13 protein-coding genes are annotated in these 14,528 nt (G+C 60.0%); 1 reads left to right on the top strand and 12 read right to left on the bottom strand.

Annotated elements, in window-relative coordinates:
- Nucleotides 1–5: 5 nt before the first annotated feature.
- The 10 genes from AC24GY_RS22065 to AC24GY_RS22020 all read right to left on the bottom strand — a co-directional run bounded on the left by AC24GY_RS22065 (nt 6) and on the right by AC24GY_RS22020 (nt 11,238).
- On the bottom strand, nt 6–407 hold the full coding sequence (locus AC24GY_RS22065; protein ID WP_422320920.1) for a GxxExxY protein: 402 nt from the start codon (nt 405–407) through the stop codon (nt 6–8).
- Entirely contained in the window at nt 404–2,596 is a 2,193-nt protein-coding gene (locus tag AC24GY_RS22060; RefSeq protein WP_487687276.1) for a sulfatase-like hydrolase/transferase, read from the bottom strand. Before AC24GY_RS22060 ends, AC24GY_RS22065 begins: the two co-directional genes overlap by 4 nt.
- Nucleotides 2,597–2,838: 242 nt before the next feature.
- Entirely contained in the window at nt 2,839–3,372 is a 534-nt protein-coding gene (locus AC24GY_RS22055) for a L,D-transpeptidase family protein (RefSeq protein WP_487687274.1), read from the bottom strand.
- Between the two features lie 363 nt (nt 3,373–3,735).
- On the bottom strand, nt 3,736–6,537 hold the full coding sequence (locus tag AC24GY_RS22050) for an ATP-binding protein (protein ID WP_487687272.1): 2,802 nt from the start codon (nt 6,535–6,537) through the stop codon (nt 3,736–3,738).
- Nucleotides 6,534–7,013, bottom strand: a complete 480-nt coding sequence (locus AC24GY_RS22045; protein WP_422320924.1) for a response regulator — start codon at nt 7,011–7,013, stop codon at nt 6,534–6,536. The genes AC24GY_RS22050 and AC24GY_RS22045 overlap by 4 nt, the downstream gene beginning before the upstream one ends.
- Nucleotides 7,014–7,052: 39 nt before the next feature.
- A complete protein-coding gene (locus AC24GY_RS22040; protein WP_422320925.1) occupies nt 7,053–9,227 on the bottom strand; it encodes a GspE/PulE family protein in 2,175 nt (724 codons plus the stop codon).
- Between the two features lie 20 nt (nt 9,228–9,247).
- Complete coding sequence (locus tag AC24GY_RS22035) at nt 9,248–9,772, bottom strand: type IV pilin protein (RefSeq protein ID WP_487687268.1); 525 nt, start codon at nt 9,770–9,772, stop codon at nt 9,248–9,250.
- 11 nt (nt 9,773–9,783) lie between these two features.
- Nucleotides 9,784–10,188, bottom strand: coding sequence for a type II secretion system protein (locus AC24GY_RS22030; protein WP_487687265.1), 405 nt, complete (start codon nt 10,186–10,188; stop codon nt 9,784–9,786).
- Between the two features lie 24 nt (nt 10,189–10,212).
- Nucleotides 10,213–10,701, bottom strand: coding sequence for a type II secretion system protein (locus AC24GY_RS22025; protein ID WP_487687262.1), 489 nt, complete (start codon nt 10,699–10,701; stop codon nt 10,213–10,215).
- Between the two features lie 132 nt (nt 10,702–10,833).
- Nucleotides 10,834–11,238: a prepilin-type N-terminal cleavage/methylation domain-containing protein gene (locus AC24GY_RS22020; protein ID WP_487687260.1), complete on the bottom strand. Its 405-nt coding sequence runs from the start codon at nt 11,236–11,238 to the stop codon at nt 10,834–10,836.
- Between the two features lie 538 nt (nt 11,239–11,776).
- Between AC24GY_RS22020 and AC24GY_RS22015 the strand changes: the two genes are divergently transcribed.
- Entirely contained in the window at nt 11,777–12,214 is a 438-nt protein-coding gene (locus AC24GY_RS22015) for a rhodanese-like domain-containing protein (protein ID WP_422315142.1), read from the top strand.
- A gap of 4 nt (nt 12,215–12,218) precedes the next feature.
- Here AC24GY_RS22015 and AC24GY_RS22010 read toward each other — a convergent pair whose 3' ends face one another.
- Both AC24GY_RS22010 and AC24GY_RS22005 read right to left on the bottom strand, forming a co-directional pair.
- A complete protein-coding gene (locus AC24GY_RS22010) occupies nt 12,219–13,067 on the bottom strand; it encodes an MBL fold metallo-hydrolase (protein WP_487687258.1) in 849 nt (282 codons plus the stop codon).
- Nucleotides 13,064–14,446: an NAD(+)/NADH kinase gene (locus AC24GY_RS22005; RefSeq protein WP_422315138.1), complete on the bottom strand. Its 1,383-nt coding sequence runs from the start codon at nt 14,444–14,446 to the stop codon at nt 13,064–13,066. The genes AC24GY_RS22010 and AC24GY_RS22005 overlap by 4 nt, the downstream gene beginning before the upstream one ends.
- Between the last annotated feature and the right edge of the window lie 82 nt (nt 14,447–14,528).

Raw genomic sequence — 14,528 nt, 5'->3', positions numbered from 1 at the left:
GCAATTCACGCCCCCTTCTCACTCTCCGCCCGTCGCTTCACCGTGATCTGGTGGATCCCCTTCCGCAGCGTCCCCACGTTGAAATTGACGATCAGCCCAGTCGTGAAGCGCCCCAGCCTCACCTTCGACTCCAGCTCCTGCTGCTGCAGTCGCGTGATCTCCTCCTGGGAGCGCACCAGCAGCAGCAGTGAATCCCCCACCACAAAGTCCAACCGCGTCGCGGTCTTCACCAGGCGCCCGTGGTAGTTGAACTCCAGCGGCACATGGCGTTTGAAATCAAACTCCAGCTCTCGCAGCTCGATGGCCAGACACTCTTCATACGCGTCCTGCGTCAGACCGGGACCGAGGGTACGATGAACATTCATGCAGGCCCCGATCACGAGATGCGGCAGGTCAGCGGCGTTCATGGCGCGGTCGGCTGCAGCGTGTCTTCTCCCAGAATGCCGTAGATCTCCGCCGTGGTGCTCTGCTTGTGCGTGGTCAGCCACTGGTCCATGGCCGCAGACAGGCGCGCTTTCACTTCGGGATAGCGCGTCTTCATATCACGCTCGCAGTGCGGATCTTCGCGCAGATCAAACAGGCGCTCGATCGAGTGGTTCACCCCTGGAGTCCTGATGTATTTAAAGCGCTCCGTGCGCACGCAGTGCTCCTTCGTTTTCAGCACCGCATCCTGAAACTTCTCTTTGAGCACAAAGTGAAAATCGAAGTCCGGGTCGATGAACGTGGTCTCATCCATCGGCGGAATAAACAGCGGCTCCTCCCCCGGAATCGTGCGGCGGAAAAAGAGATAGCTGGTTTCACCGAAGTAAGCGAGGCCGAGGCTCTTCTTCTCCCCACGGATCAGCGGCGCCAGACTCGTGCCTTCAAACCGCGGCTGAGCAGGCACACCCACGAGGTCCAGCAGCGTGGGCGCAAAATCCAGCGTGCGCGCCAGCTGCGCATGCCGCTGCGGCTTCTCCAGACCGGGGATGTGGAAAATCGCGGGCACATGATTGGCCTGATCACCGCCATTGAAGGTGGTGCCGTGGCCAAAGGTGCAGTTCGGCTCAAAGAGATCATCCCCATGGTCTCCGGTGACCAGGATGATCGTGTCATCCAGCAGCCCCTGCTTTTCCAGCTCGGCCACCACGCGGCCCACCGAATCGTCAAACATGCGCACGCAGCCGTCATACAGCGCCGTGATCTGCTCCACCTCCTTGCGCGGCAGCTTGCTCCATTTTTCATTGATGTCCGTGCCACCGATGAACTCGTCCACGTTCAGCGCCAGCTCATGCTTGTGCGGGCCGTCGTACTTCGGGTCCGTCCACATCTTCGCGTAATGCGTGGGCGTCTTGTACGGCAGGTGGGTGCATGAATAGTAACCAAAAAGCAGAAACGGCTGCCGGTCCCCCGCACGCTGCTTGATGCGGTCGATCACCTGGTCCGTCACCACCTCCGGCGTCATGTAGTTCGCGAACGACTTGAGCTTGGGAAACAGCATATGCCCCACGTGGTTGTCAAAAAACAGCGGCAGAATCTGATGATGCAGAAAGACCACCTCGCTCATGTACACGCGGAAGTTGTCAAAATCGGAGACGATGATCTTCTCGAAGCCCATCGGCAGTTCGTTGAATCCGCACGCACACCAGTCGCCGATCACCGCCGTGTCATAGCCCTGACGCTTCAGCTCCGCGCCGAGCGAGGGCGCTTCCTGATTCGCCTTGTCCACCATCGCCCGGCTGGGGAACATGTGCCGCACCCCGTGCGTGTGCGGATACTGCGAGGAAAACATGCTCGTGAGCGATTCCAGCGTCGAAGCGATCGGCGTCAGGCAGCGCTCAAAATTCACCCCCTTCGCCGCGATGCGGTCGATGTTCGGCGACGTCAGTCGGTGATACCCATTGCAGGAAAGATGATCCGCACGCAGCGAGTCCGATCCCAGGATGACAATGTTCTTGGGCCTCTTCCTGCCACCCGCCAGCTCTTCCACATCAGGCACTCGGTTCACCCCGTAGCCACTCACCACAAACAGCGCCAGCAAGCCCGCCACCGCCGTGAAGCTGAACAGCAGCGGCCGCGCGGCCCGCGTGAACCAGCGCCGCAGCTCAAAAAGATAGAATCCCGCCGCCGCCACCAGAGCCACCAGCGGAAACACCTGCGTGATCATGCCATGCACGGCATCCTGCACGCCCGTGCCACACACCCGCCCCAGCGCATCATACCAGCCCAGCAGATAGCTGTAGTCACCGAAATACGGCTTCTCCAGCATCAGCTTGAAGATGAAAAAGCCATATAACAGGCACGCAAACAGCAGCGTGCGCCACACGACTCCCCAGCGCGCAAAGGTCCGCACCTTGCCCCACAGCCGCACCAGCGGGTAAATGAGCAGCACATACCCGGCGGCCACCAGCAGGTAGCCCTTCAGCACCACCAGATTGCTCCACACCAGGTACCACCAGTGGTGCTGGATGGCCACCTCCGAGAAGCGGTTGTTAAACCCGTACGAATTGCCTGCAAAGCTCAGGATCGCGCTCAAATACCACGCCAGCAGCGTGCCGAACACGGTCAGCACGACAATTTTCAAAATGTGACGACGTTGCAGGGATGGAGGCGGCATGCTGGAGGGGAACCTAAGACTACAGCACTATATATGCTGCTCCATCGGTATATCTCAACTCCTCACATCACTCAAGACAGCGTTGCCGAGATAACGTCCCTCCCCCTCCGCCACATCCAGCATCCAGCATCCAGCATCCAGCATCCAGCATCCAGCATCCAGCATCCAGCATCCACCTCACGGCGGCAGCTGATTCGGTGCCGGCAGTTTCCCCTCCACCACATCCACCCGCGCACCCACCTTCACCCAGTGGACAGCGCGATGATTTCTGCAGACGCCATGCGGATGCAGCCATACGAGGCCGGCGTCTTCAGCTTGGCCTCCTCCGGCGTGCCGTGAATGTAGATCGCCCGCTCCAAAGCATGCCTGTTGCGCCACTCCATGCCACGCAGGCGCAGCACGCGGGTCACTATGGCATCACGCCCCGGCGCATCCACCGGCACGATCTCCCCCGTCTCCTCCCGGGCCTTCAGCCTCGCCCCCACCGGCAGCCCCTGCCCCACGATGTCCACCACCTCCATACGCCCCAGCGGAGTCAGGTACGTCCCCCGTTTGTCACCCGTCCCAAACCGGGAAGTGCTCACACGAAACAGCCGCCGGGGAGTTTCCCCCTCCATCGTCACCATCATTTGCTCCGCCACACTCACCACCAGACGCTGTGTCACTGGCACCACCATCTGCGGCACCTCACCAGCGGCCTGTCGCCTGGCATGCCCGCACGCCACCAGCGCCAACATCACCATGGTCAGGTGCACGGCCACTGCGATTTTCTTCATCCGTTCCCCCATGGTATGTCCCTGCAAACAGCAGCCAGTTTCCAGCACGCAGCCCGTTTAATCAGCCCCCGGCAGCCGTATTCCCGTCGTTCTCTCATGCGGATAGTAACGCTCCCGATGCGAGCGTGTATGCCCGATTGGGTCAATCCAACGCCAGAAATCATCCACCTTCGTATGGGTTTCATGGGCGCAGCCTGCCATCAGGCAGCTTCCCAGCAGGATCATCCAACAGCGCATCACATTCATTCCGCGTCACTCTGAGATAGGCTGCAAAGGGGTTCAAGCATTGCTTATGGCCCCCTGATTTAATCCAGCCCACCCCACAAGCCCGGTGCAAATCTGCACTCTTTTCATCTTTGAGTTCTAAAAGCTCATGGGAATCTGCGAAGCTTCGACCGAAAGCGCAGGCGGGATCACGCGGCGGAAGTCGTCGAGTGACACAGGCTTGGTCAGGAAGGCATTCATGCCGCACTCGCGGCACTCCTCTTTGACTCCAGTGAGGGCATGCCCCGTCATGGCGATGATGGCGGGCTGATGTTTGAGCTGGAAATTCCCGCGAATACGCCGCGTGGCCTCCACTCCGCCCATGACAGGCATCTGCAGGTCCATGAAGACAATATCATACCCTCCTTGAGCGACCATGCTGACGGCCTCCTCACCGTTGTTGGCGATGTCCATCCTCACATAGCCCAGACGCTGCAGCAGCATCGAGGCGATCTTCTGATTCAAAGGCTGATCTTCAACCAGGAGAATTTGCGCCGGGTTCTGGCTGGCGAAGTTGTCCGTCTCCGCCTTGGCAGCCTTGGCAATGGCACGGTTCGTGGCTTGAGACACATGAATGTCATGCACGCCAGCAGCGGCACGTGCAGAACCTTGATTCGACATGGCCGGAGGCGCAGGCGTCTCCAGGACCGAGGGGGACTCAAACGTGGAAACCATCTGCGGCTGTCCCATCTGCGGCTGTCCCATCTGCGGCTGTCCCATCTGCGGCTGGAAATAATAAGGCTGCTGCGACTGTTGCACAGGCGTGGCAATCGGACGCAAGGAAGGCGCTGTGACAGGAGCCGGTGCCGTGATGGGCCGCTCCAGAGGTGCGGCCGCAGTGACAATAGGAGTCAGGACCACACGACGCGGCATGCGGTACAGCTCTGCCATGGTGCGCAGGAGCTCACGACGTTTGATGGGCTTGGAAAGCCGTGAGTGACGGCTGCCGGCGGGCGGACTGAAGCGTTCACGATCCAGCTTCGCGCTGGTGATGGACATGATGGTGATGATGGCGGGGCCCCGCATGGCGGCGGCATTCAGCATCTGCACGGCCTCCTCATGCTGAAGGCCCGTGACGTCGAGGATGAAAAGGCCCGCTTCTTCGATCACTGCATCCAGCTCCACCAGCGAACGGTCACGCAGCAGCCTCACGGTCATGCCCCATTGCATGAGTGACTGGTTCAGCACCTGCAACGTGGTGGGATGCGCGCTGTAAACGGTGACTGGCCGCGCCTTGACACCATCGATCCAGGCCAGTTCTTCCTCACGTGATTCATCATCCGGGGCAACGATGAGCGGCAGTTCAAAGAAGAAATCAGACCCCTTCCCCTCCTCGCTCACCACACTGATCTCCCCCTGCATCATCTTGATGAGCTTCTTGGAAATGGCGAGGCCCAGACCCGTGCCGCCGTATTTGCGCGTGGTGGAGGTGTCCGCCTGGTTGAAGGCCTGGAAGAGCTGGCCGATTTTTTCCGGCGGAATGCCGATGCCGGTGTCACGCACGGAGAAATGCAGCAGCGTCTTGTCCCCCTGCGGTGTCTGGCGCGAAACCTGCCGCACCAGGATCAGGATCTCCCCCTTCTCGGTGAACTTGATGGCGTTGCCCACGAGGTTGACGAGGATTTGTTTGATGCGCTGGAAGTCGCCCAGCACCTTGCGCGGCAGCGCCGCGTCGATGTGGACATTGAGCTCGATGTTCTTCTCCGCCGCTTTGTGGGAGAAGACGTCCGTCGTTTCGCCAAGCAGCTTCTCGATGTCCACCGGCAGCTTTTCCATGTCCATCTTCGCGGACTCCAGCTTGGAGAAATCGAGGATGTCATTGATGACGTGAAGGAGTGATTCACCGCTGGAGCGGATCATGCGGATCAGCTCCTCCTGCTCGGGATCCAGCCCCATCTCAATGAGCAGGCTGGTGGTGCCGATGATGCCGTTCATCGGCGTGCGAATCTCATGGCTCATGTTTGCCAGGAAGCTGCCCTTCGCGGCGGTCGCGGTTTCCGCCTGCCGCTTGGCCGCTTCATATTCGACGAGCAGAGTATGCTTCCGCTGGTCATCTTCCTGCACGTGCGAGATCATCGTGTTGAACTCCTCCTGCACCAGGTCCAGGTCATCATTGCCGTTGGCGGGGACGCGGACATTGAGATTCCCCGCACGCATCGCACGGAAGGCGTCGATGAGCGCATGCGTCTTCTTCGTGATGCGCCGGCCGATGATGTAAAAGCTGAACACTGCCAGGGCCAGACCGGCGCAGGCGCCGAGAATGGGCACGGTAAGACGCTGGGAATTGAAAAGATGACGCAGCTGCACCAGCGGCTGACGTGCAATGAAAGCGCCCGCCACATACCCGCTTCTGGAGTACAGCGGCGCGGCGCTGATGAGCCAGTGATCCCCGCCGTTGATTTCCATATCACGACTGTCACTGGTGTCATCCATCACCAGAGAACTGCCCGCCATCACGCGGTAGATGAGATTGTTCATGTGTGCCGCAGAAGGCTCCTCAATGGCACAGCTCTGGCAGCCCGGAAGGATGACGATGGACGGCGACTTCACCACCGGCGGGGTGCCGGCGCCACCAGACTGGCGTGGTGCCACCACCTCGACCTGGAGCCCCAGATTCTGCAAGGCGGGCGGGATATCCACCGTCTGCAGGCGCATCCGCAAGCGTGTTTCATTCTCCCAGTTCAGCGGGGCCACTCCGGCCATCTCGCTCTCAGTGAGCGCCTGCCGGTTCAGCTCCATCTGGCCCGCCAATGCCACCGCACCGAGGTAGGAGCTCTGCACAAAACGCAGAGTGATAAACTCCTGCCAGATGAAGCCCGTGGCAGTCGCCCCCGCACCCACCAGCACGGCAAACATGCCGAGCAGTGTAAAGCGGTTGGCGATCTGAAAGTGAAACCTCATGAAGCAGAACCCGATTTGAAGCTCGAGAAACCTGACTCCGCCGCTTCCGAATCCTGCACCATGGCACGACGCACCGCCAGACACAGGCTTTCAAGATTGAAGGGCTTGTGCAGCACATCCACAAAACCAATCGCCTGGCAAAGATCCTTCACATCCTCCTGGAAGTACCCGCTGCACGCGATGACGGGCAGCCGCGGATCACACGCACGCAGCCATTCCAGCACCTCAAATCCGGAGGCGCCGCCAGGCATCGTGAGATCCAGAATCGCCGCGGTGAATCGCTGCCCCGCTTCCATGCCCACGCGCACGAGCTCCAGCGCCTCTTCGCCACTGCGGGAGGTGACGGCCTCAAACCCGTGGGCCTCCAGCACGGCCTTTCCCACAGCCAGCACATGAGGTTCGTCATCGATGATCAACACGCGCGCAATGGCACGCGAGGCAAATTCACGAGGCAGAAGCTGAGTGGTCGGGGGCATGGCGTTCAAGAGTTGGATGGTTGAAAAAAATTCTCCCGCTTACATGGCGGTGTAGCTGAGGCATTTGATTTCATCGAGAGATGTGTGCCCGCCGATGACCTGCTGCAGGCCTTCTTGATAGAGCGAGCGGAAACCATTTTTGAAGGCGGCGGCGCGCATCGCGCTCAGCGGGGCGCCCTCTTCCACGAGGTCGCGCAGTTCATTGTTCACCTCGCACAGCTCCATCAGCGCCACGCGTCCGGCATAGCCTGTGCCATGGCACTCATCACACCCGCGGGCGGTGTAGATCGGTGTGGTGATCGGCTGGGTGATGACGGCCTGCTTGGCCATCAAATCCTGCACGTCCGGCGGGGCCTGCATCGGCTGCTTGCAGTAGGTGCACAGGCGGCGCGCCAGACGCTGCGCCTGGCTCAGTGCCAGTGAATCTGCCAGCAGATATTTTTCCACCCCCATCGACAGCAGTCGTGACACCGCACGCAAAGAGTCATTCGCATGCAGCGTGGTGAGCACCAGATGTCCCGTGAGAGAGGCGTTCACCGCCGCACCTGCCGTTTCCGCATCGCGTGACTCACCGATCAGGATGATGTCAGGGTCGGCACGCAGCAGGGAGCGCAGGCCGTTCGCGAAGTCGAGTCCGCGCGCGTTGTTTGTCTGCGTCTGATTGATCCCTTCAATTTCGTATTCGATCGGGTCTTCGATCGTCTGAATGTTGACGCTCTCATCATTCACGCTGTTGAGCAGCGCATACAGCGTGGTCGTTTTACCAGAGCCGGTCGGGCCCGTCACCAGCACCAGCCCCTGGTCGCGCTGCATGGTCCGTGTCAGGATGTCGATCTGGCGCTGCGAGAGATTGAAATCCGAAAGGCGCTTCACCCCGTCCTGCTTGTCCAGGAAACGCATGATCACCTTCTGGAACTCACGCCGCGTCGGCACCGCAGCCACGCGAACATCCACCCGGCGCCGGCCGATGGAGAGCGCCATGCGCCCGTCCTGGCACTCCTGCCGGTTCTGGCTCATGCCCGCGTAGTTTTTCAGCAGCGCCACGTAGCGGTTGAGCTGACTCTCCGGCGCGGTCATGATCGTCTTCATCGTGCCGTCCATGCGCGCACGGAAGCGCGTGAAGCTGTAAAATTTCTCCAGGTGCAAGTCGGAGGCGCGGCAGCGGATCGCGGTGAACAACGCCCACTGCACCAGCTGCTCCGGCTCGTGGTTCGGATTCTGCGGATTGATCCGCGCCATGTCTTCGGGAGAGATCTCCACCACGCTGGCATCATCCGCCACCGAGAGCGTCGTCCCCTCCATCGAAGCCACCGCGCTGGGGTCAAAGGTCGCGCCCGCACGGTTGATCGCCTCACGGATGCTCGCCAGATCCGCCAGCACCGGCACGATCTTCACCGACGGATTGCCCATCGAGAGCCACTCGTCCTCGAAAGCATAGCAGTCAGCGCTCTCACTCAGCAAAAAGACGACCTGCTTGCCGATGTAGAGCGGGTAGACATTGTGCCGCTCCAGCAGCGGGATCGGGAAGAAAGTCTGCCGCTGAGCCTCGGTGGCGCTGTACACCAGCGTTCGGCAGCCGCTGACGAGGTGCTGCAGGGCGATGCCCATGTTGCGCTGCACCACATTGAAATGCGTGACTCCCAGCGTCTCCGACTTGCCTTTCTGCGCCTCGTAGAAACCTTTTAGCTTCGTGATTTCAGCCGGCTCATAGGGATATCGTTCCAACAGCCATTGGAAGGTGCCTTCCAGCCCCAGGTCGGCAAACACCGGTGGCTGCAGCTGCTCCATCGCGTTGGACTGGGAGATCGGCATCTGGCCAAAGCGCTGCACCAGATCCTTCCGCGTGTTTTGATACTGGTCCTGGGTGATCAGCACCCGGATCGTGAGGAAGTGCGGCACTCCCCACAAGTCGCCCGCCCGTGGGTTGTGGTGCGCCATCACCAGCAGCGGTCCGATGGTGCTCACCGGCAGCCAGGGATCCGCCACATACGGCACCCGGCCCAGCTTCCGGATCAGCCGCTCCGCATCCGGCGAGCAGCTCTCACGCAGCAGCGTCACGGGCAGCATCCCATGCTGCAGCGCCAGGCCCTCAATCGATTGAATGGCAAGGATCGCCGTCTGCCTCGCCTCAACTATCGTGTTTGGCGGATTACTCGCAGCACCAAAGGATTTTGGTGCGAGCGGGTTCGTCGGGATCTGGAGGGTGGCAGCCATGAGTTTTTGCGTGGCAGGGATCAGCGTCCCGCCGTTTGGAAGTTCGGCGGAAAAACAAATGCCGTGGTGAAGTCCGTACCTTCGAAATTCATCAGAATGCCGGTGCCGCTCTGCCCGGGTTTGAGCAGTTCAAACATGCGCCCCGTCCAGCGCAGACGATGCACAGTGGTGTCGCTGGAGGTGACCGGATTGTACCGTGGGTCCATATAGGGGGAGCCCGGCTGCGCACGGTTGCTGTTCGGATCACGATATTGCAGCGTGCGCAGAATGACCATCTCATCCGAAACGGACCCGCTCCTGGCGTCAAACAGCAGTTCGTAGTTCTGCTGAGCAAAACGTGACAATGCCTGGTTCAGCGTCTCCTGCCGGGACTCGGCCAGTGCGTCTTTGGAGCTGCCTAAAAATTGACTGAACGATGGCACCGCAATGCCCGCCAGCACTGACAGAATGCAGATCACCATGACCATTTCCGACATGGAAAACCCGCGCTCACTGCCGACGGGCAGCCAGGTGGTGCGCTTTCCTTGATGTGAGGTGAAGGTCATGCCGGAATGCGTCAGTAATTAATCGTCCCGGTCGGGCTGGTGAGAGTGACCTTGACCATGGACGTGATCGTCGGGGGGAAAGCCACCGAGTACCCGGACGGCAGGTAGCTGACCAGGTCCTTTTCTGCAAAGCTCAGGTAGTTGCTCAGCAGTTTGTACTTCAAATCGGGCGTCGAAGCTGCGGCCCATTCCAAGGCAGCCTGGGTCCGGCCTCGCACCTGGATGTAGCTCGCCTGCGCCAGATTCAACGACTCCGCACGCGCGATGGCCAGATTGCGCTCACTGTCACCCCGCATGCGGGTGACGGACGGGATCGCCATGAAGGCGATGATGCCAATGATCGACACACAGGCCATCATCTCCACCAGCGAGAAACCGCGGCTGAACAAGTGAGATTTGGAAGAGGAGGTATGCATGATGAAGTTGAGCGGGAGACCGCTTTATTGATTGACCAGATCCACACGGGGAAAATCGCCTTGCTGCCAGTCTGGCAGCGTCAGGTACTGCTGCGCATTGTACAAGGCAGCGGTTTGCAGTTGATTGGCGTTGCTCGTGTAATCCGTAAAATGATCGGCTGTCGTTTGATCGAGAAAGCCGACACGCGCACTCGGATCCGTCGATGTCGGGTTGGGTTTCAGCAGTTCGAAACGTGCCTGGGTGGAGGACTTGGAATTATACTCGGAGCGCACGCTTTCGAGACTGCGAAACTGAGCTGTGCTGCCCATGCGCATCTGCGCCATCACCCACGCCGTCAGCGCGCTCTGCACCGACGCCTGCTGCTGCCGTGCCATGACACGGTGCGCATCGCGTGAGGCATTCGAAATCGCTGCCACCACGATCGATGACATGATGCCGATGATGGCAATCGTGAAGATGGCCTCAACAAAACTAAATCCCTGCTCCCTCCTCCTCTTTATTGTCATGTTCATAATCAGTGCCACCTAAATTTGCATATCGCACAAAAGCCGCCGGGGAGTCACCTCCCCGGCGGACGTGAAGCGTCCGAATCTGTTGTTTTTAGATCAACAATGAGCCGGGCGAAACGTTAGCTGAGCCTTGGACTACTGCGAGGAGGTCGTGTCGTACTTCAGCTGCTTGTTGGCGTTGTCCCAGCTCAGGTAGCCGATCACCGTGGTGCGATCTTCAGCATTGATGGCACCAGAGGTGAAGACCTTGCCCGCGAATGCACCCTGCGTTGGGGACAGCGTGCCACCTTCAGCAGCGGCAACAGCCGATGCAGTGTCGGTGATCGTGCTGGTGTCAGCGCCAGCGGCGATGGCGGCATTCACCACGGAGGCAACGGTCTGCGCATTGCGGCGGGCCGAAGCGTCACGGGCGCTTGCGTTCAGGTTGCCGATGTTCGGGATCGCGATGGCGGCGATGATGCCGATGATGGCGATGACGACGAGCATTTCCACGAGGCTGAAGCCAGCTTTGCGGGAAGTGTTGAGCTTGATGTTTTTCATAGTGTGTTGTGTGTGTTTGGCTGTTGGTTTTGCATTCGAGATGATCAGCTTGTGGAGTTGTTCAGCCTCGAATTATGGAAATTGTAATTTATTGTGGAAATAAGTTCAATGATTATTTTCATATTTTTTACAATTGAGACACATCTATTCGCTTCTGTTTCAGTCTTTGCAGTCGTTTTCCCTGCTAAAGGCTAGACTTAAGGCCCGATAATTCGCGCCTGTCTTTTTTCGAATACGGCCAAAGTATAAAGCTTTTTCCCTTCGAAAAGCACCCCAATCCCCCGTTGTGTGCCCCAATTTCATCCAATCTGGATTTAATTGGCGATTTAATTCTTCTCATAATTCAGCCCTTCCAACCTCCATTAGAATAATATGGCCATTATTATCTATGCCCTAAATTTTAATCAAAGCCGATTATCTTGAATGAAATTTTCCATACTAACAATAAGCTAAAGCTTCATCTGGTAACGTCAGTCCACGACCACCTCCGCGACTTCCGCTCGCCAACTCCCCACAAAGAGGCAAATTTCCATCCTTCATGAATCCCCTCCTCATGCCAGCACTCCTGCTCTTCGGACTCTGCACCTTTGCCCTCGCAGCGGAGCCGCCCGCCAGCCCCGTGCTGCCTCCCGCCGTGATTGTCCCTCCGGAAGTTCATGAGATCGCCCCGGATCAAGTCGTCCGCCAGCTCGTCGATCAACCGGACACGCTGATCATTGATGTCCGCACCGAGGACGAGCGCCACATCCGCGGCTACATCCTCAAATCACTCAACTACGACTACTTCCACGGCCAGCAGGCCCTTGATGCCATCGCCAAGCTCGACAAAACCAAGCCCTGCATCGTCCACTGCGCCATCGGCGGCCGCGCCCAGTTCATCGCCGTCCAGATGCACCAGCTCGGCTTCAAAAACATCCTCCTCCTCAAAGGCGGCTTCAATGCCTGGACCGCCAGCGGCCAGGCCATCGCCAAGTGAGGGCCTATTCCGCCTTCTTCATCTCCAGCCGCTCCCCGCACCGCATCACGCGGTACGGCTGCTCCAGCCTTTCGCAGGCGCTCACAAATTCGTCCGTCGTCTCCGTGTTAAACTCAAACATGTCGTAGTGACAGGGCACCACCAGCCTTGCCGCCCCCACCTTGGCCAGCGCCGCCGCCTCCGTGCCATTCAGGTTTCCCGCCACCCGCCGCTCCGGCCGGTTCCCATTGATCGGCAGCAGCATCAGATCACAAGAAAACTGCCGCGCCATGCGCACAATGTCATCGTGCCAGAGCGTGTCCCCGCTGTGGTAGATCGTAAACGGCCCGCACCTCACCAAAAAGCCCGTGCAGTGGCAGTGCTCATCCTCATCACGGATCACCTCATTGTGCTTGGCAATGACCCCTCGAATTTCCCATTTTCCCTCGAAATACTTGTCCCGGTCCCCCGTGCCGCAGTAGGTCACGTCGGCATCCCCCAGCCTCTTCTTGGCCTCGGGAATGACCGGATAAGGCACATACAGCCGAAAGCCCGGATTCGCCTCCGCCAGCGGCACCAGCGTCGCGCCGTCCAGATGATCCGTGTGCACATGGCTCGCCGTCACACGGCTGATCCCCGTCAGCCACCCCGGGTCGATGCAGCGCTCCGTCATCCGCACATGCGGCTTGTCCGTGGCGGCATACTTTTCCGTCAGTGAATCCGAGAGGTAGGGGTCAAACAGCAGCCGCTCCCCGGCCCACTGCGCCAAAAATCCGCTCTGCCCCAGCCACCACACATGCAGCGTGTCTTCGTCCAGCGAAGCCGCCGCCATGTCCGCCAGCAGCGCATCGTCTTTTTGTAACGCTGGGATCATGCGCCAAATTGGATCGCTGCGATTTTTTCCGCCATGTCATGGCTGGCGCAAAACACCAGTTCCGCCGCCGCCGCACGCGACATCCGCGCATGCAGCGCCACCACTCGCCCCATGCTCAGCCCGTCCACATACGCCTGCACCGGCCGGTGCTTCGGGTCGATGTTCCGGATCTCCACCGTCGTGTCAGGAGAAAGCAGCGCGCTGCGCCAGTGCGCCGGCTGCAGCACGTTCGAGCCCACAAGTAACCATGCCGGCGTATCCGCCAGCAGCGGCGCCGCACCCATGCTCCGCGCATACGCCGTCGATCCGGCAGCCGTCGCCACCAGTGCCCCGTCGCACACCAGCTTGGGAATTCGTCGCACGTTATTCACAGTGATCTCCAGCCACGCCGACTGGCTCGTCGCACGCTCCAGCCAGGAATCATTGAACCCATGCGCCGGGTGTCTGCGCCCCTCTTCGTCCTCAAACTCAAGGAAGAGCATCGGCATCTGGCGGAAAATCACATCGCTCGGCGGAAACGAATTCGCCGTTACTTGATCCGGCCCGTTCAGCAAAAATCCCAGGTGCCCCGCATTGACGCCGAAAAACGGCAGCCTCTTCCGCCAGTGCTCGCGGATGCTCCGCAGCATTGCCCCGTCCCCGCCGATCACGTTGATGAAATCCGCCTCCCCCGCCGCCACATGCCTGCCATCCAGCAGCTGGCTCAGCTCACGCACCTTCGGGTTTTCCACATCCGCCTGCAGGAAAAACTTCGCGTCCTCCAGCGTGCCCCGCGCCCAGTTCCCCGGCACCGGCGCACGGTACAGGCCGTAGCGCGCTAGGTAGGCCTCCGCCCGTGGCGGCACCAGATCGCGCACACATTTTCCATGGCTCAAATGTTCGCGGATCTCCGTGCTGGAGCCCTCAACCAGATGCTCGATCACCCGTGCATGAGGTGGCAGGTCGTCATCACTCATCGTGTAGCCCGGCCGCTTCAGCACCGCAAAATTCGCCCGATCCCACAGCTCCAGCCCCTGCGCCCACGTCCGCTGGATCAGCGACTCCCCTTTCGCACCTCCCGTCACCAGATCCGCCCCCACCACATGCCACAGCTCCCCTTCAGCCTCAAAGCGCCGCTGCAGCTCATGATTCCGCGTAAAAGTTTCCTGCTCAAAGTCAGACAGATCCACCGTCACCTTCGGCAGCCCCCCAAACACGATGTCCGCCAGCGCCGCCCGGTACACCGATGGCACGCTGTCCGTCTCCGGCTTGTCCGGCCGTGGTCCGCAGGGGATCACCCGCACCTCGTCAAAATCCTGCGCCAGTCGCATGGCGATGGCGGCATGGTGGTTCCCCGGGGGGTTGAAGCTGCCTCCAAAAATAGCGATCCGCTTTGGCATGCCCCACCGTGCCAGTGGTCCCTGCGAGTGCAAGCAGCCAGAAGCCCTCCTCGCAAAGTCAGCCCGGCAAATCTTTATTCCC

It is taken from the genome of Prosthecobacter sp. Pr1 (assembly GCF_057652315.1).
This window is presented reverse-complemented; position numbering and strand designations above follow the sequence as displayed.

Coding starts and splice junctions, on each gene's coding strand:
- AC24GY_RS22065 (WP_422320920.1), bottom strand. CDS start 407: ATGAACGCCGCTGACCTGCCGCATCTCGTGATCGGGGCCTGCATGAAT.
- AC24GY_RS22060 (WP_487687276.1), bottom strand. CDS start 2,596: ATGCCGCCTCCATCCCTGCAACGTCGTCACATTTTGAAAATTGTCGTG.
- AC24GY_RS22055 (WP_487687274.1), bottom strand. CDS start 3,372: ATGAAGAAAATCGCAGTGGCCGTGCACCTGACCATGGTGATGTTGGCG.
- AC24GY_RS22050 (WP_487687272.1), bottom strand. CDS start 6,537: ATGAGGTTTCACTTTCAGATCGCCAACCGCTTTACACTGCTCGGCATG.
- AC24GY_RS22045 (WP_422320924.1), bottom strand. CDS start 7,013: ATGCCCCCGACCACTCAGCTTCTGCCTCGTGAATTTGCCTCGCGTGCC.
- AC24GY_RS22040 (WP_422320925.1), bottom strand. CDS start 9,227: ATGGCTGCCACCCTCCAGATCCCGACGAACCCGCTCGCACCAAAATCC.
- AC24GY_RS22035 (WP_487687268.1), bottom strand. CDS start 9,772: ATGACCTTCACCTCACATCAAGGAAAGCGCACCACCTGGCTGCCCGTC.
- AC24GY_RS22030 (WP_487687265.1), bottom strand. CDS start 10,188: ATGCATACCTCCTCTTCCAAATCTCACTTGTTCAGCCGCGGTTTCTCG.
- AC24GY_RS22025 (WP_487687262.1), bottom strand. CDS start 10,701: ATGAACATGACAATAAAGAGGAGGAGGGAGCAGGGATTTAGTTTTGTT.
- AC24GY_RS22020 (WP_487687260.1), bottom strand. CDS start 11,238: ATGAAAAACATCAAGCTCAACACTTCCCGCAAAGCTGGCTTCAGCCTC.
- AC24GY_RS22015 (WP_422315142.1), top strand. CDS start 11,777: ATGAATCCCCTCCTCATGCCAGCACTCCTGCTCTTCGGACTCTGCACC.
- AC24GY_RS22010 (WP_487687258.1), bottom strand. CDS start 13,067: ATGATCCCAGCGTTACAAAAAGACGATGCGCTGCTGGCGGACATGGCG.
- AC24GY_RS22005 (WP_422315138.1), bottom strand. CDS start 14,446: ATGCCAAAGCGGATCGCTATTTTTGGAGGCAGCTTCAACCCCCCGGGG.